This is a genomic window from Aeromonas bestiarum (assembly GCF_000819745.1).
Classification (GTDB): domain Bacteria; phylum Pseudomonadota; class Gammaproteobacteria; order Enterobacterales; family Aeromonadaceae; genus Aeromonas; species Aeromonas bestiarum.
The window spans coordinates 285,663-301,917 of sequence record NZ_CDDA01000006.1; the positions used below are offsets into that span (position 1 = coordinate 285,663).

The window sequence follows — 16,255 nt, forward strand, 5'->3', positions numbered from 1 at the left end:
CCCCGCCATCCGCTTCCTCTCGTCAGGTACAGCAGAAACAAAAAGCGCGCCATCAGGCGCGCTTTTTTATGTTGGCAAGGGGGCGGAATTAACGACCCAGCTTGGCCTTGAGCATGGCAACGATCTCGCCGATCGCCACTTCCTGCTTCTCGCCGGAGCGGCGGCACTTGTACTCCACCACGCCGTTGTCCAGACCGCGATCGCCGATGACGATGGCGTGCGGCACACCCAGCAGCTCCATGTCGGCGAACATCACGCCCGGGCGCTCTTTGCGGTCGTCGAACAGCACATCCACACCGGCGGCCTTCAGCTCGGCGTAGAACTGCTGTGCCTGCTCGGCTACGCGCTCGGATTTGTGCATGTTCATCGGCACGATTGCCACTTCGAACGGGGCTATGGCGTCCGGCCAGATGATGCCGTACTGGTCGTTGTTCTGCTCGATGGCGGCGGCCACCAGACGGGAAACCCCGATGCCGTAGCAACCCATCTCCATGGTGACGGACTTGCCGCCCTCGTTCAGTACGCTCGCCTTCATGGCTTCTGAGTACTTGGTACCCAGCTGGAAGATGTGGCCCACTTCGATACCGCGCTTGAGCAGCAGTTTGCCCTGGCCGCAGGGGCTCGGGTCGCCTTCCACCACGTTGCGCAGGTCGGCCACTTCATAGGAGGCGATATCGCGATCCCAGTTGGCACCTGTCAGGTGGAAGCCGGTCTCGTTGGCACCGCAAACAAAATCGCTCAGATGGGCGGCGCTGCGATCGGCGATGATGCGACCGGCAAAGCCGACCGGGCCTATGGAGCCTGCATCACAACCGGCGGCGGCCTTGATCTGCTCGTCGTTGGCGAAGGTCAGCGGGTTGGCCACGCCAGCCAGCTTCTCGGCCTTGATCTCGTTCAGCTCGTGGTCGCCACGCAGCACCAGGGCGATGACGGCCTGCTTGCCGTGCTCGTCCGCTTCGGCCAGTACCAGCAGGGTCTTGGCGATGGCGGTCGGCGCCACGTTCAGGAAGGCGGCCACTTCGTCTATGGTGTGCACATTCGGGGTGGCGACCTTGGTCAGGGCCTTGGTCGCGGCAGCGCGCTCGCCGGCCGGTGCCAGCGCTTCGGCCATCTCTATGTTGGCGGCGTAGTCGGAGGTGTCGGAGAAGGCGATCAAGTCTTCACCGCTCTCGGCCAGCACCTGGAATTCGTGGGAGCCGGTACCGCCGATGGAGCCGGTATCGGCCTGCACCGGACGGAAGTTCAGCCCCATGCGGGTGAAGGCGGCACAGTAGGCGGCGTGCATCCGCTCGTAGGTCTCGATCAGCGAGGCCTTGTCGATGTGGAAGGAGTAGGCGTCCTTCATCAGGAACTCGCGACCGCGCATCACACCGAAACGGGGGCGGACCTCGTCGCGGAACTTGGTCTGGATCTGATAGAGGTTCAGCGGCAGCTGTTTGTAGCTGTTCACTTCATAACGGATCAGGGAGGTGATCACCTCTTCGTGGGTCGGGCCCAGCACGAAGGGACGGTTGTGACGGTCGGTCAGGCGGCACAGCTCGGGACCGTAGTCATCCCAGCGGCCGGACTCCTGCCACAGCTCGGCGGGCTGCACCACCGGCATGGAGACTTCGATGGCACCAGCATTGTTCATCTCTTCGCGAACAATGTTCTCGATCTTTTTCAGTACCCGCAGGCCGGACGGCAGCCAGGCATACATGCCGGAGGCCAGTTTGCGGATCATGCCGGCGCGCAGCATCAGCTGATGGCTGACGACTTCGGCGTCGGACGGGGTTTCCTTGAGAGTGGAAAGCAGATATTGGCTGGTACGCATCGCTCGTGACCTTAGATAAGACGGGCCGCGGGGCCCTGGATAAATTCAAGAGCGGAATTTTAACAGGGAGGGCCCTGCGGCCCAAGGGCTAAATTTAGCGCAGCGGGAGAAAGCGGGGGCCGGGCCCCCGCCCGTGTCAGACCCGAAATTGCGACAGCAGTCGTTGTTGCAGCAGGCTGGCCTGGTGCAGGGAGGAGGCGAGTTGCAGGCACTCCTGCGCCTCCTGCTCACCTGTCTGGGCCTGCAGGCTGATGCCGGAGACCTTGTCCGAGGTGTGGCTCAGGGTGTGGGAGAGCTGGCCTGTGGCATCCGCCACCTGTTGCACCATGTCGGCCAGATGGTCGATGGCTTCTTCCACCTTGAACAGGATCTGCTTGGTGTTGTCGGAATCCTGCATGCCCGACTCCACGGTTTTCAGGTTGCGCTGCATCATCAGATAGGCCTTCTCGGTCTGCTGCTGAATGTTGTTGATCACCTCGGTTATTTCGGCGCTGGAGGAGGCGGTACGGTTGGCCAGGGTGCGCACCTCGTCGGCCACCACGGCAAAGCCCCGGCCCATCTCGCCGGCCCGGGCCGCCTCGATGGCGGCGTTGAGCGCCAGCAGGTTGGTCTGCTCCGAGATGCTGCTGATGGTGGAGATGATCTGGCCAATCTGGCTCGCCTGCTCCTTGAGGGCGTTGATGGCGTTGGCGCACTCGCCCACCTCCACCACGACCCGCTGCATGCCATTGCTGGCGGAGGTCACGTACTGACTGCTTTCAGCGGTGAGCTGGCGCACCTCGTTGGCGTTTTGCGCGGCCAGGCTGCAGTTGTCAGAGATGGAGGTGGCGACCTGCACCATCTGCTCGCTGTCATGGTGCAGCGCCTGGGCATGCTCGGCGGTCTGGCGGCTGCTCTGGCTGATGGCCTCGACCCGGTTGACCGAGGTGTGGACGTGGTCGCTGATGTGCTGGTTGTTGTCCATGGTGGAGCTGATCATCTTCTGCAGCTTCTCGATGAAGCGATCCACGCTGCCCGCCAGCGAGCCAATCTCGTCGTCCCGCTTGAGATTGATCCGCGCGTTGAGATCGCCCTCACCGGCGGCTATGTCCTGCATGCGCTGATTCACCTGCAGCAGGGGCCTGACTATGGTGCGAACCAGCCAGAAACCGCAGAGCGCGACGATCAGCAGGCTCAGTACCAGACCCCCCAGGATCAGGTTTTTGGTATGGCCGATGATGGTATTGAGCTGGTTTACCTGATCCTCGACAGTGGCATCCCCCTTGGCCTCGACTTCGACCAGCACCTGCTTGAGTTGTTCGGCACTGCTCTCGTATCGCGCCAGCTGGCTCTGGTAATCGCTCAGTGCTGCAATCCACTGGCTTATCAGCCGCTGATCGTCGGCCTGCAGGGTCCGGTATTGTGTCGCCAGCGACTGGCCGGCGAACTCCCCCTCACCCGGGATATCGAACAGCCCCGTGGCCAGCATGCCGTCGACCGCCTCCTGATAGAAGCGGGTCGCCTCCTTCAACTCGGCCTGGATGGCGGGGGTCGGGCCCTCGCTCTGCATCTTCTCCAGCGCATAGAGTTGGCGCAGGAAGCCGATGTTGGCTTCCATGCCGCCGTCGGCCGCTTGCCAGCGGGTGGCCAGACCGCCATTCCAGCTGATGGCCTGATCCGGCGACTGGGTGAGGCTCTCGACAGCGCCATCGCCGACCACTTCCAGCTGGGTGGAGAGGCGGGACATGCGTTCCGAACTGGCGCGCAGTGCCTGATCGACGCCGGTATAGGTGCGATAGAGCGCCAGCAGCTTGTCCTGCTGTTGCTGATAATCCTGCTGGCGCTGGTTCATGGTGCTGATCGCCGTCTCGTCGATGAGCCTGCCTTCACCCACCCGGCGCAGGGCATCTGTGGTGGCCGCGCTGGCCCGTTGCAGCTCGGGCTCGTCGAGGGGCATGCCTCTGAGCATTTTCTGGATATAGAGCGACTGGTTGCCCAGCTCTATGGATCCCTCCATGGCGCCATCGGCGGTCTGCCAGGCGGCTCCCAATACATAGGAGAGCAGATCGGCCAGCCGCTGGCTGCCATACCAGCCGATGGCCCCCATGCCCAGCGTGCAGCCGAGCAGGATCGTCAGTCCCAGATTCGATGTAGTGACAATTTTCATGATGCAGGACCTTCCTTGGTTCCGAACAAACCCAATTCAGTGTTCTCTCAATGGCAAACATTCGCCATTCCCGGTGGAAAATAAAGTTACTGCTCAGATCCGATCCAAGCATGGCTCCGAAAGCGCCAGAATGCCGAGAATCCTCTGCCGTACTCCGCCGCCCTATGCTGGATACTTATCCAGTTATTCTTTATGCTATGACCCAATTTACAGATAGATGGTTTGGCGAGGAGAGAGCCGTGATTGGTCGCTTGAGAGGCGTAGTCATTGAGAAACAACCCCCCGAAGTGCTGCTGGAAGTCGGGGGCGTGGGCTATGAGGTACAGATGCCCATGAGCTGCTTCTATGATCTGCCCGAGATCGGCAAGGAAGCGACCATTCACATCCACTTCGTGGTGCGTGAGGATGCCCAGCTGCTGTATGGATTCAACCACAAGCAGGAGCGGGCGCTGTTTCGCGAGCTGATCAAGACCAACGGCGTCGGCCCCAAGCTGGCGCTGGCCATCCTCTCCGGCATGACGGCCACCCAGTTCGTGCTGAGTGTCGAGCGCGAGGAGATAAGCTCCCTGGTCAAATTGCCTGGCGTGGGCAAGAAGACCGCCGAGCGGCTGGTGGTGGAGATGAAGGACAGGCTCAAGGGCTGGGTCAGCCACGATCTCTTCTCGCCGGCAGAGATCAGCCTGCCGGCCAAAGAGAGCCGGCTGCGGGCGCCCGATGCGAGCGAAGAGGCGGCCAGCGCGCTGGTGGCTCTGGGCTACAAGCCGCAGCAGGCCAGCCAGATCGTCAGCAAGATAGCCATCGATGGGATGTCGGTGGAAGATATCATCCGTGAATCCCTGCGTAGTCTGGTGTGAGGTAGGCAATGATTGAAGCGGACCGTCTCATCTCCGCCACAGGCGTGCGTGAGGATGAGATCATCGATCGGGCCATACGGCCAAAGATGCTGGCCGATTACACAGGCCAGGATCCCGTCTGCGAGCAGATGGAGATCTTCATCGAGGCGGCGCGCCAGCGTGGCGAGGCACTCGATCACCTGCTGATCTTCGGCCCGCCGGGTCTGGGCAAGACCACGCTCGCGAACATAGTGGCCAACGAGATGGGGGTCAACATCAAGACCACCTCGGGCCCTGTGCTGGAAAAGGCCGGCGATCTGGCGGCGCTGCTCACCAACCTCGAACCCAATGACGTGCTGTTTATCGACGAGATCCACCGGCTGAGCCCTGTGGTGGAGGAGGTGCTCTATCCGGCGATGGAGGATTACCAGCTCGACATCATGATAGGGGAGGGCCCCGCCGCTCGCTCCATCAAGCTCGACTTGCCTCCCTTTACCCTGATAGGCGCCACTACCCGGGCCGGCTCTCTGACCAGCCCGCTGCGGGATCGTTTCGGCATAGTGCAGCGGCTGGAGTTCTACAACGTCAAGGATCTGACCGACATCGTCTCCCGCAGCGCCCGTTGCCTGGGGCTGGAGATGACCAGTGACGGCGCCCTGGAATTGGCCCGCCGTTCCCGCGGTACTCCGCGGATTGCCAACCGTCTGTTGCGTCGCGTGCGCGACTTTGCCCAGGTCAAGTCTGATGGCCGGATAGACGGACCCATAGCGGCCCGAGCCATGGACATGCTGGACGTGGACAATGAAGGTTTCGACTTCATGGACCGCAAGCTATTGTTGGCTGTGATAGACAAGTTTCTGGGGGGCCCTGTGGGTCTCGATAACCTGGCGGCTGCCATAGGTGAAGAGAAAGACACTATCGAGGATGTGCTGGAGCCCTATCTGATCCAGCAGGGCTATCTGCAACGTACACCCAGAGGGCGGATGGCGACACCGAGAGCGTATGCGCATTTTGGCTTGCAACGGCCAGATGAAAGGTGAAAACAGCTGTTTGAACAAAAAACCGCCATCAAGGGCGGTTTTTTGTTATCCGGGCAAAAAAAAGCCCACGGCGGATGCGGTGGGCAAAGACAATTCAGGATGGATGTTCACAGACAGTGAGTGCGTCTGGACACAGACCGGAAAAAAAACAGAGGAGCCGTCGCGAGGCCTCAGAGTCGGTTCATTTGATAGAGCTGAACGAACGAAAGCTTGTAGTAACGGATGGTTTTAGCAACAAACTTTTTCATCTTAAATTCCAATAGACAGGTTCGAAATGTTCATCGAATACGTACCGGGAACCCAGATTGACCGGCCTGTATCCAAGGGTATGCCCTCACTGCGAGGCGCATTGTAGGAGCTCTGTCGGACTCGGACAAACAAGAAAAATTACCTATATCAGATTAGATTAACTAATCATTTGTCTGGATTGTCGAATTAGCATGAACATGCGTTTTTACTGGTTTTTAATTGGATTTACCGGCGGGCAGCCAAGGGCGGGGAAACATTATGAAAATCCGCTTGAACATTGTTTTTTAACAGAAGCGTCACTTATTGGTGGTGATATTAAATTTGATTTAAATCAATGATTTGCGATTTAGTGTTTTTTGTGACGCAGCTCTCCAAATTAAATGGAACGCGACGTGAAAATGCCTTTGAAAGGCATGTATTGATGATGGTTTTACATTGATTTCAATCAAATAAAGGTGATATAAAACATCGGTCATTATGGGCGGGAATAAAGCAAGTCTGATTGTTTTGTAATTGTTAAACATTAGCTTTTTTTGTTCCTGTGTATTGCCTTGTTGTTAATGCTGGTAGCAGTCGAATCCGGTCGCCAGTGCAAACTGGAGCGTGACCGATAATTCGGGGACTTCCAACGGAAGCTTTGTCCTTAAAACTTAAAATAGCCGTGCCAATAATCGGTGAGGAAACATCATGATTGCTGAGCATGTGGTAGACCTATCGCGGTTCCAATTCGCTGCGACGGCCCTTTATCACTTCCTGTTTGTACCCCTGACGCTCGGAATGGCCTTCATTCTGGCGATCATGGAATCTGTCTATGTGATGACCAACAACCCTGTCTACCGGGACATGACCAAGTTCTGGGGCAAGTTGTTTGGTATCAACTTCGCCCTCGGGGTTACCACAGGGCTGACCATGGAGTTTCAGTTCGGTACCAACTGGGCCTATTACTCCCACTATGTAGGCGATATCTTCGGGGCCCCGCTGGCCATCGAAGGCTTGATGGCCTTCTTCCTGGAATCCACCTTCGTCGGCATGTTCTTCTTTGGTTGGGATCGCCTGACCAAGCGTCAACATCTGGCTTCGACCTGGTTGATGGCGCTGGGGACCAACCTCTCCGCCCTCTGGATCCTGGTGGCCAACGGCTGGATGCAGAACCCGGTCGGTGCCGAGTTCAACTTCGAGTCCATGCGGATGGAGATGGTGAGCTTCGCCGAACTGGTGTTCAACCCGGTTGCCCAGGTCAAGTTCGTCCACACGGTCGCGGCCGGCTATACCACGGGCGCCATGTTCGTGCTGGGCATCTCCTCCTATTACCTGCTGAAGAATCGTGATGTGGCCTTCGCCCGTCGCTCTTTCGCCATCGCAGCGGCCTTCGGTATGGCCTCCATCCTCTCCGTGCTGATCCTCGGTGACGAGTCCGGCTACGAGACGGGTGAAGTGCAGAAGGTGAAACTGGCGGCCATCGAGGCCGAGTGGAACACAGAATCGGCTCCGGCATCCTTTACCCTGTTCGGTATCCCGAACCAGGAAGAGATGCGTACCGATTACGCCATCAAGATCCCGTATGCGCTCGGCATTATCGCCACCCGTTCCCTGGATGGCCAGGTGACCGGCCTCAAGGATCTGAAGAGCGAGCATGAGCTGCGCGTGCGCAACGGCATGACCGCCTATGACCTGCTGACCAAGCTGCAATCCGGCGACAAGTCCGATGATACCCGTGCCCGCTTCGATGAAGTGAAGCAGGATCTGGGCTACGGTCTGCTGCTCAAACGCTACACCAACAACGTGACCGACGCGACCGATGAACAGATCAAGGCCGCCGTGGATGACTCCATCCCGCAGGTTGCACCGCTGTTCTTCGCCTTCCGCATCATGGTTGCTTGCGGCATGCTGATGCTGCTGCTGATCGGCCTGGCCTTCTATGACAGCACTCGCCACAAGATCGGTGAGCGCAAATGGCTGCTCAAGGCGCTGCTGTGGGGTATCCCGCTGCCCTGGATCGCCATCGAGTGTGGCTGGTTCGTCGCGGAATATGGCCGTCAGCCCTGGACCATAGCCGAAGTGCTGCCGACCTCCGTCTCTGCATCCAACGTGCCTGCGTCCGAGATCTGGTTCTCCCTGATCGGGATCTGCCTGTTCTACACGGTGCTGCTCATCATAGAGATGTACCTGATGTTCAAGTATGCGCGTCTGGGCCCAAGCAGCCTGAAGACGGGCAAGTACCACTTCGAACAGAGCAAGGCATAAGGAGAGTAACCCATGTTTGATTACGAAATGTTGCGTCTGGTCTGGTGGGTGCTGGTCGGTGTCTTGCTGATCGGTTTCGCCATCACCGACGGTTTCGATATGGGGGTGGGCGCACTGCTCCCCTTCGTCGGCAAGAAGGATGTGGAGCGTCGGGTGATGCTCAACACCATGGGCCCGCACTGGGAAGGCAACCAGGTATGGCTGGTCACGGCGGGCGGAGCCCTGTTCGCGGCCTGGCCCATAGTGTATGCGGCGGCCTTCTCCGGCTTCTACATCGCCATGATCCTGACCCTGATGGCGCTCTTCTTCCGTCCGGTCGGTTTCAAGTACCGTTCCCTGCGTGAAGACGCCAAATGGCGTACCAACTGGGATTGGGCCCTGTTCATCGGCAGTGCCGTTCCTCCCGTCATCTTCGGGGTCGCCTTTGGCAACCTGCTGCAGGGTGTGCCGTTCAGCTTCAACCAGTTCCTGATGCTGACCTATCACGGCAACTTCTTCGGCCTGCTCAATCCGTTCGGTCTGCTGGCCGGTCTGGTTAGCCTGTTCATGATTGTTACCCAGGGCGCTACCTGGCTGATGATGAAGACCGAGGGTGAGGTGCTGGCTCGTTCCCGTACCGCTGCCATGATCTTCTCCCTGCTGACGCTTGTCACCTTCGCGCTGGCCGGAGTCTGGGTCAGTGGCATGGATGGTTATGTGGTGGTCAGCGGCGCCGCGACCGATGCCGTGACCAACCCCCTGCACAAGGAAGTCGTGGTGCAGGCCGGTGCCTGGATGCAGAACTACAGCCTCTATAGCTGGATGATGATCGCTCCCGCGCTGGGTCTGGCGATGTGCGTGCTGACGGCTGCCGCTGCCAAGATTGGCAAGGGCTGGCTGGCATTCCTGTGCTCCTCCCTGGCCATTGCGGGCATCATATTGACGGCGGGCTTCTCCATGTTCCCCTTCATCATGCCGTCCAGCCTGGAGCCATCGCAGAGTCTGACCATGTGGGATGCCACCGCCTCCTTCAACACCCTCAAGGTGATGACAGTGGTCGCGGCCATCTTTGTCCCGACCGTGCTGGCTTACACCATCTGGACCTACATCAAGATGTTTGGCCGGGTGAGCAACAAGCACATCGAAGACAACCAACAATCGCTCTACTAAGAAGGTGCCCTGATATGTGGTATTTCACCTGGATCCTGGGTCTGCTGCTGGCTTGTGCGTTTGGCATCATCAATGCGCTCTGGCTGGAACACACCGAGAACATGGATCGCAAGATCGATGAAAACAAGTGATCGACTCGCCCGGTTGGCGGCTCCTCTGGAGCGCCAACCCTGGCAGGGGTTGATACTGGTAGCGGCGGCCCTGTTGGCCGTCGCTATTTTGCAGGCCCCCAACCTGGTAGCCGCCAACACCAGCGAGCACGGCCTCTGGCTCGCGCCCTGGCTGATGTGGGCGGTCTGTTGCGGCGTGATGCACGGGCTGGGATTCCATCCCCGCAGCCTCATCGGTCGCGTACTGTTTTGCCCCTGGCTCGCCTGGCCCAGTTTGTTATATGGGCTCTGGTTGACTCAAGGCTATTTCCTTTCATAAAAAACGGGGGGAGGCAGGATTTCCCTGCCTCCCCCTGCTTCTTTCCTATTCAGCCCTGCGCTATGATAGCCCCCCATCTGACTGTCGAATGGATCACAGATTGTTATGGGGGAAGTCTCTGAGTTTCCGGTGCGTGTCTACTACGAAGACACGGACGCCGGGGGCATCGTCTACAACGCCAATTATCTCAAGTTTATGGAACGTGCTCGCACCGAGTTTCTGCGCGCTGGCGGCATCGAACAGGATGTCCTGCTGCGTGACGGACACGCGTTTGTGGTGAGTCGAACAGAGATCGATTTCCGCTCGGCGGCCCGTTTTAATGAGCTTTTGACTGTGTTAACGCAAGTGACTGAAGTGAAACGCGCCTCCATGCGCTTCTCACAACGGATACTGGCGGCTGATGGACGACTGATCACCCAGGCCATGGTACAGATAGCCTGTGTCAGTCATCCGCATATGAAACCTGTTGCAATACCTGAAAATGTGAAGGGAGTGCTGTTAAGTGCACGCTGAAATTTCGTTTATTGGCCTGTTTTGGCAAGCCAGCCTGTTGGTAAAACTGGTCATGATGACCCTGATGGGTATGTCGGTCGTCTCCTGGGCGCTGATCATACAGCGCTCCAAGGTCATCAAGGCGGCCAATATCGCATCGGAGCAGTTTGAGGACAGATTCTGGTCCGGGGTCGATCTGAACCGTCTCTACCAGGAGTCCTCTTCCCGCCGCGATGACATCGAAGGCATGGAAGACATCTTCTATTCCGGCTTCAAGGAGTATGCCCGCCTGCTCAAGGCCGGCGCTCGTGGCCAGGATGCGGTGATGGATGGTACCTATCGTGCCATGCGGGTATCGCTTTCCCGCGCGGTGGACGAGCTGGAATCCAACCTGCCAGTGCTGGCGACCGTCGGCTCCATCAGCCCCTATATCGGTCTGTTTGGTACCGTATGGGGCATCATGAACGCCTTTATCGCCCTGGGTCAGGTGCAGCAGGCCACCCTGCAGATGGTGGCACCGGGTATCGCGGAGGCGCTGATCGCCACCGCCATGGGCCTGTTCGCGGCCATTCCCGCGGTTATTTTCTACAACCGGTTTACCAACAAGGTAGAGAAGCTGGAGAACGCCTACGCCAACTTCATGGACGAGTTCACCACCATACTGAACCGTCAGATTGCACAGCAGCAGGGTGATCAGTAATGCAAACCTATCAGCGGATCCGGCGCAAGAAGGTGTGCGAGATCAACGTGGTTCCCTATATCGACGTCATGCTGGTGCTGCTTATCATCTTCATGGCGGTGACGCCCGTGATCACGCAAGGGGTCAAGGTTGACCTGCCACAGGCGGAATCCGAGCAGTTGCCGGAAGATGCCAAACCCCCCTTCATCGTCAGCGTCAACACCGAAGGCGAGTACGTCATCAAGGCCGGTGAGGCCGATGATGAGCCGGTGCCGAGCGGCACGCCCGAGGCGATGCAGCAATACATCACCGAGAAAGCCATGGGCTATCTGGCCATCAACCAGAACGCCCCCGTGGTGGTGGCCGGTGACAAGTCCGTGCGCTACGAAGAGGTGATCCTGCTGATGGTGGCCCTCAAGAATGCGGGCGTGCCTCAGGTTGGCCTGATGACAGATCCGGTGAACTGACGGAGATGGACGTGAAGCGTGGTATTTCCGGTTATCTCATCGCGTCGCTGCTGCTGCACCTGATCATCGGCATCATTTTGCTGGTCGGGGTCGACTTCAGCAAACCGAAGCGGCCCGAGTCGAAGGGGCAGATCGTCAATGCCGTCATGCTCGACGAGAACTTCCTCAACGAGCAGGCCAAGCAGATCCAGCAGCAGAAATCTCAGCCCAAGCCTCAGAAGGTAGAGAAAGAGAAGGACAAGGAAGACACGGATATCGCCAAGCGTGAGCTGGCCCAGCAGCAGGAGCGGCTGCGCATCGCCGAAACCAAGCGCAAGGAAGCCGAAGAGGCAACCCGCAAGGCAGAGGCCGAGAAGCAGAAGAAGGTAGCCGAGCAGAAGCAGGCGGAAGAGAAGGCCCAGAAAGCCGAGCAAGCCCGCAAGCTGGAAGAGCAGAAAACCAAGCAGGCGGAATCTGAGCGCAAGGCGGCAGAGGCCGAGAGCAAGGCGCTGGCGCTGAAGAAGAAAAAAGAACAAGAAGAGAAGAAAGAGGCCGAACAGAAGCAGGCCAAGGCGGAGGCGGCCAAGAAAGCGGAAGCCGACAAGAAGGCCAAGCAGGAGGCTGAGAAGAAAGCCAAGGCCGAGGCGGACAAGAAAGCCAAGGCAGAGGCCGAGAAACAGGCCAAGGCTGAAGCGGACAAGAAAGCCAAGGAGGCCAAGGAAGAGGCTGCCAAGAAGGCAAAAGCTGACGCAGAGAAGAAGGCCAAGGCCGAGGCTGACAAGAAAGCCAAGATAGCGGCGGAGCGCAAGCGCAAGGCGGCCGAGGAGGCCAAGCTGCAAAAAGAGATGGAAGACATGATGCAGCAGCAGCTGTCGGCTGAGGCCAATGCGCGCAGTCAGGCCGCATCGGCGCAGGCGCAGGGCGAGGTCGATAAATATGCCGCCTTGATCAAGGCCACGGTCGAGCGCTACATGATTTTGGATCCCACCATGCGGGGCAAAACATGTACTATCGGCGTACGTCTTGCCAGCACAGGCTTTGTCATATCGGTAGATAACGGCCAGGGTGACCCGGCGGTATGCCGTTCCGGCAAAGCGGCGGTATTGAAGGCCAATCAACTGCCAGTGCCGAAGGATCCTGCGGCATTCGAGATGTTGAAGGAGTTCAACCTCAAGTTAGAACCTAGCATCTAAGCATGATAAAACGGGGTCAGGCAGCGTCTTGCTGAGAAAGGAATTTAACCTCTCATTTTTATTGGAACCGAGTATTTAAGCCATGATCAGAAAAGTATTTTTTGCTTTGGTTGGCTGTTTGTTGCTGGGCCAGAGTGCCCAGGCGGCCTTGGACATCGTCATCACCGGCGGTATTGACAGCGCACGTCCCATCGCCGTCGCCCCCTTCAAGTGGGAAGGGAACGGGCAACTGCCGCAGGACATCGCGGAAGTGGTCTCCAACGATCTGATGCGCAGTGGCAAGTTCAAACCGCTGGCCCGTGGCCAGATGCCGCAGACTCCGAGCTCCAGTGGCGAGATCAACTTCGCGCCCTGGGCGTCCCAAGGGGTTGAGGCCGTGGTGGTGGGTTCCATTTCGGCTGTTGGCGACGGCACTTACAAGATCAACTTCGAGCTGGTCGACGTGCTGAAGGGCCAGCTGGCCAAGACCCAGGGCGGCGAGAGCAATGGTTACATCCTGGATAGCCGCATGGCGACCATTCCGGGTGCCCAGATGCGCCAGTTTGCCCACCGCATCTCCGACATCGTCTATGAGCGTCTGACTGGCGAGCGTGGTGCCTTCCTGACCCGTCTGGCCTACGTCTCAGTGCAACAGGGGACCCAGTTCCCGTACCAGCTGCGGATCGCCGATTACGACGGTTACAACGAGAAGACCCTGCTGCGCTCCCGCGAGCCGCTGATGTCTCCGGCCTGGTCGCCGGATGGCAGCAAGCTGGCCTACGTGAGCTTCGAGAACCAGAAGTCCGAAATCTATGTGCAGGACATCTACACCCAGCAGCGCAGTCTGATCTCCAGTTTCCGCGGTATCAACGGGGCGCCTGAGTGGTCTCCGGATGGTCGTCGCTTGGCTATCGTGCTCTCCAAAGATGGTTCACCGAACCTCTATGTGATTGATGTTGCAAGCAAGCAGCTGACCAGGGTCACCACCAGCCGTGTGATCGACACCGAACCCTCCTGGATGCCGGACGGGCAAAGTTTGTTGTTCACCTCTGAACGTGGTGGCAAACCCCAGATTTATAGCGTAAATTTGGCGACTGGTATGACTCACCGGATGACGTGGGAAGGTGAATCCAACCAGGGTGCATCCATTACTCCTGATGGCAAAATCATGGTGATGGTGACCCGTGTCCAGGGACAATACCGTATTGCCCGTCAGGACATGGAAAACAATGCCCTGTTGGTCCTTACCCAGAGTGCTCTGGATGAGTCGCCAAGTGTGGCTCCCAATGGCAGCATGATCATTTATGCCACCATCTATCAAGGTCGCAAGAGTCTGGCGTTGGTATCGACCGATGGTCGCTTCAAGGCTGTGCTTCCGACCAGTAGCGGTGAAATTCGTGCACCAGCTTGGTCGCCCTTCTTGAATTGATAAAAATTCGATTGTTTTTTGTTTTGTTATAAAGGTTTAAGGAAATAGCATGCAACTCAATAAACTGCTCAAGGGTTTGGCCATCGCACTGCCACTGTTCACCCTGGCCGCTTGTAGCTCCTCTTCTGATTCCGATGCCGCTGGCGCCGAGTCAGGCATGACCGACGGCATGGGCGGTGTACAAACTGGTGGCGCAAACGGCATGTTGTCCCCGGAAGAGCAGATGCGTCAGAAGTTCGAAGCACTGCAACGCGACAACGTGATCTACTTCCCGTTTGATGGTTATGACATTCAGGGTCAGTACGCTGATCTGCTGGATGCACACGCCAGCTACCTGCGTGAGCGTCCGTCCGTCAAGGTGTTGATCGAAGGCCACGCCGATGAGCGCGGTACTCCGGAATACAACATCGCGCTGGGCGAGCGTCGTGCCAAGGCTGTAGCCAAGTATCTGCAAACCCTGGGTGTGCAGGCCGAGCAGCTTTCCATCGTCAGCTATGGCGAAGAGAAGCCGCTGGATATGTCTCATACCGAGGATGCCTTTGCCAAAAACCGCCGTGCGGTTCTGGTTTACTAAGGTTTGATCCGAATGAAATTCGTGTATATGCAAGCGGCCATTTCGATGGCCGTTTTATTTACACTGAAGCTACCGGTTTGATCTGAATGAAATTTGTGTATAAACAAGCGACTATTGTGATGGCCGTTTTATATACACCGAGGCTACCGATTTGATCCGAATGAAATTTGTGTATAAGTAAGCGACTATTGCGATGGCCGTTTTATTTGCACTAAACGCTAAGGTTTGATCCGAATGAAATCTGTGTACAAGCAAGCAACTCTTGTGATGGCAGTGTTAGTTGCACTGAGCGCTCAGGCGGCTGCGCCCGTGAGCGATCTCAGTGGCGGTGGTGGCGTGGCCCTCAGCGGCAACAATGGCGCCATCATGCCCACAGGCAGCCTGGAAGACAGGGTCGCCTTGCTGGAGCGCACCCTGAATGCCCGTCTGCGCCTGCAGGCCGAGTTGCAGCAACAGGTGGATTCCCTGCAAGGGGAGGTCTCCGAACTGCGCGGCCAGCTGGAACAGCAAACCTACCAGATGGAGCAGTCGCAAGAGCGTCAGCGCCAGCTCTACCAGGAGCTCGACAAGGTGGCCAACAGCCAGTCTGCCGCAGCCCCCGCCACACCGGCGGCCGGTGCGAATGCAGCCCCGGCTGCTGCGGCCAACTACTCCGCCAATCTGGATGAGAATCAGGCCTATGATGCGGCCGTGAACATGGTGCTCAAGGACAAGAACTACGACAAGGCCATTCCCGCCTTCGAAGGGTTCATCAAGCAGTACCCAAGCTCGGGCTATGTGCCGAATGCCCACTACTGGCTCGGCCAGCTGCTGTTCAACAAGGGTGACAGAACCGGTGCCGCAGCCCAGTTCTCTACCGTGGCGAACAAGTTCAGCAAGTCTCCCAAGCGGGCCGATGCCCTGCTGAAGCTGGGTATGCTGGCACAGCTCGATGGCAAGAAAGCGGAAGCCAAGACCTTCTATGAGCAGGTGATCAAGGGCTATCCCAACACCTCGCCGGCCCAGTTGGCCAAGCAGAGTCTGAGCAAGTTGTAGCATTGCCGTATGTCACTGTTTTCGTAACAGTCTTGTAAATACGGCCCTGCTTTGTATGCGCAGTGAACAATCAGATTGAATTTAAGAATTTTCTATTGCGCCAGGATGATAAATCCGTAATATAGGCCGCCGTCAGAGCCGGTGCAGTATTGCATCCGGTCCTGGTCGTGGTGAGGGTCGTTAGCTCAGTCGGTAGAGCAGTTGACTTTTAATCAATTGGTCGCTGGTTCGAATCCAGCACGACCCACCATTTCTCCACCAGGTGGAGACAGAATCCCAGGTCGTTTAGCTCAGCTGGGAGAGCACCTCCCTTACAAGGAGGGGGTCACTGGTTCGATCCCAGTAACGACCACCAGTTTTGTGAGTAGAGTTGAAACTGTTTGCCGAAGGCGAACAGTGCCAGGCAGAAGGTGGGGGTCGTTAGCTCAGTTGGTAGAGCAGTTGACTCTTAATCAATTGGTCGCTGGTTCGAACCCAGCACGACCCACCAATCTGGCCACAAGATTTCCCAGGTCGTTTAGCTCA

Annotated in this window: 16 protein-coding genes and 3 tRNA genes; 17 read left to right on the plus strand and 2 right to left on the minus strand. The window is 57.9% G+C overall.

Going from position 1 to position 16,255, the window contains the following annotated elements; translation table 11 throughout:
• Window positions 1–88 precede the first annotated feature (88 nt).
• Complete coding sequence (locus tag BN1118_RS03135; RefSeq protein WP_043554531.1) at window positions 89–1,813, minus strand: proline--tRNA ligase; 1,725 nt, start codon at window positions 1,811–1,813, stop codon at window positions 89–91.
• Between the two features lie 136 nt (window positions 1,814–1,949).
• The gene (locus BN1118_RS03140; protein WP_043554533.1) at window positions 1,950–3,959 is read right to left on the minus strand and encodes a methyl-accepting chemotaxis protein; all 2,010 of its coding nucleotides are present in this window, start codon (window positions 3,957–3,959) and stop codon (window positions 1,950–1,952) included.
• Between the two features lie 239 nt (window positions 3,960–4,198).
• Between BN1118_RS03140 and ruvA the strand changes: the two genes are divergently transcribed.
• From ruvA to BN1118_RS03220, 17 genes are all read left to right on the plus strand, one after another.
• On the plus strand, window positions 4,199–4,813 hold the full coding sequence (gene ruvA / locus BN1118_RS03145; protein ID WP_043142349.1) for a Holliday junction branch migration protein RuvA: 615 nt from the start codon (window positions 4,199–4,201) through the stop codon (window positions 4,811–4,813).
• A gap of 8 nt (window positions 4,814–4,821) precedes the next feature.
• Window positions 4,822–5,832 (plus strand): Holliday junction branch migration DNA helicase RuvB, encoded by a 1,011-nt coding sequence (ruvB, locus tag BN1118_RS03150; RefSeq protein WP_042865606.1) that lies wholly within the window; start codon window positions 4,822–4,824, stop codon window positions 5,830–5,832.
• 440 nt (window positions 5,833–6,272) lie between these two features.
• Complete coding sequence (locus tag BN1118_RS21535; RefSeq protein ID WP_156994804.1) at window positions 6,273–6,419, plus strand: hypothetical protein; 147 nt, start codon at window positions 6,273–6,275, stop codon at window positions 6,417–6,419.
• 349 nt (window positions 6,420–6,768) lie between these two features.
• Window positions 6,769–8,325, plus strand: a complete 1,557-nt coding sequence (gene cydA, locus BN1118_RS03155; RefSeq protein ID WP_043554535.1) for a cytochrome ubiquinol oxidase subunit I — start codon at window positions 6,769–6,771, stop codon at window positions 8,323–8,325.
• Window positions 8,326–8,337: 12 nt separating this feature from the next.
• The gene (gene cydB / locus BN1118_RS03160; RefSeq protein ID WP_042865604.1) at window positions 8,338–9,474 is read left to right on the plus strand and encodes a cytochrome d ubiquinol oxidase subunit II; all 1,137 of its coding nucleotides are present in this window, start codon (window positions 8,338–8,340) and stop codon (window positions 9,472–9,474) included.
• A 14-nt stretch (window positions 9,475–9,488) separates the two neighbouring features.
• Window positions 9,489–9,605: a cytochrome bd-I oxidase subunit CydX gene (gene cydX, locus BN1118_RS20955; protein ID WP_043142346.1), complete on the plus strand. Its 117-nt coding sequence runs from the start codon at window positions 9,489–9,491 to the stop codon at window positions 9,603–9,605.
• Window positions 9,592–9,903: a cyd operon YbgE family protein gene (locus tag BN1118_RS03170; protein ID WP_043554536.1), complete on the plus strand. Its 312-nt coding sequence runs from the start codon at window positions 9,592–9,594 to the stop codon at window positions 9,901–9,903. Before cydX ends, BN1118_RS03170 begins: the two co-directional genes overlap by 14 nt.
• 105 nt (window positions 9,904–10,008) lie before the next feature.
• Window positions 10,009–10,416, plus strand: coding sequence for a tol-pal system-associated acyl-CoA thioesterase (gene ybgC / locus BN1118_RS03175; protein ID WP_043554537.1), 408 nt, complete (start codon window positions 10,009–10,011; stop codon window positions 10,414–10,416).
• Window positions 10,406–11,095, plus strand: coding sequence for a protein TolQ (gene tolQ / locus BN1118_RS03180; RefSeq protein ID WP_043554539.1), 690 nt, complete (start codon window positions 10,406–10,408; stop codon window positions 11,093–11,095). Before ybgC ends, tolQ begins: the two co-directional genes overlap by 11 nt.
• Window positions 11,095–11,541, plus strand: coding sequence for a protein TolR (gene tolR / locus BN1118_RS03185; protein WP_042036135.1), 447 nt, complete (start codon window positions 11,095–11,097; stop codon window positions 11,539–11,541). The genes tolQ and tolR overlap by 1 nt, the downstream gene beginning before the upstream one ends.
• Window positions 11,542–11,546: 5 nt before the next feature.
• The gene (gene tolA / locus BN1118_RS03190; protein ID WP_043554540.1) at window positions 11,547–12,713 is read left to right on the plus strand and encodes a cell envelope integrity protein TolA; all 1,167 of its coding nucleotides are present in this window, start codon (window positions 11,547–11,549) and stop codon (window positions 12,711–12,713) included.
• An 82-nt stretch (window positions 12,714–12,795) separates the two neighbouring features.
• Complete coding sequence (gene tolB / locus BN1118_RS03195; protein WP_042865600.1) at window positions 12,796–14,121, plus strand: Tol-Pal system beta propeller repeat protein TolB; 1,326 nt, start codon at window positions 12,796–12,798, stop codon at window positions 14,119–14,121.
• A 49-nt stretch (window positions 14,122–14,170) separates the two neighbouring features.
• Window positions 14,171–14,695, plus strand: a complete 525-nt coding sequence (gene pal / locus BN1118_RS03200) for a peptidoglycan-associated lipoprotein Pal (RefSeq protein ID WP_005304908.1) — start codon at window positions 14,171–14,173, stop codon at window positions 14,693–14,695.
• Between the two features lie 234 nt (window positions 14,696–14,929).
• Window positions 14,930–15,730, plus strand: a complete 801-nt coding sequence (gene ybgF, locus BN1118_RS03205) for a tol-pal system protein YbgF (RefSeq protein ID WP_043554542.1) — start codon at window positions 14,930–14,932, stop codon at window positions 15,728–15,730.
• 174 nt (window positions 15,731–15,904) lie between these two features.
• Window positions 15,905–15,980 (plus strand) — tRNA-Lys (locus tag BN1118_RS03210).
• A gap of 29 nt (window positions 15,981–16,009) precedes the next feature.
• Window positions 16,010–16,085, plus strand: a tRNA-Val gene (locus BN1118_RS03215).
• 59 nt (window positions 16,086–16,144) lie between these two features.
• Window positions 16,145–16,220, plus strand: a tRNA-Lys gene (locus BN1118_RS03220).
• Window positions 16,221–16,255 lie beyond the last annotated feature (35 nt).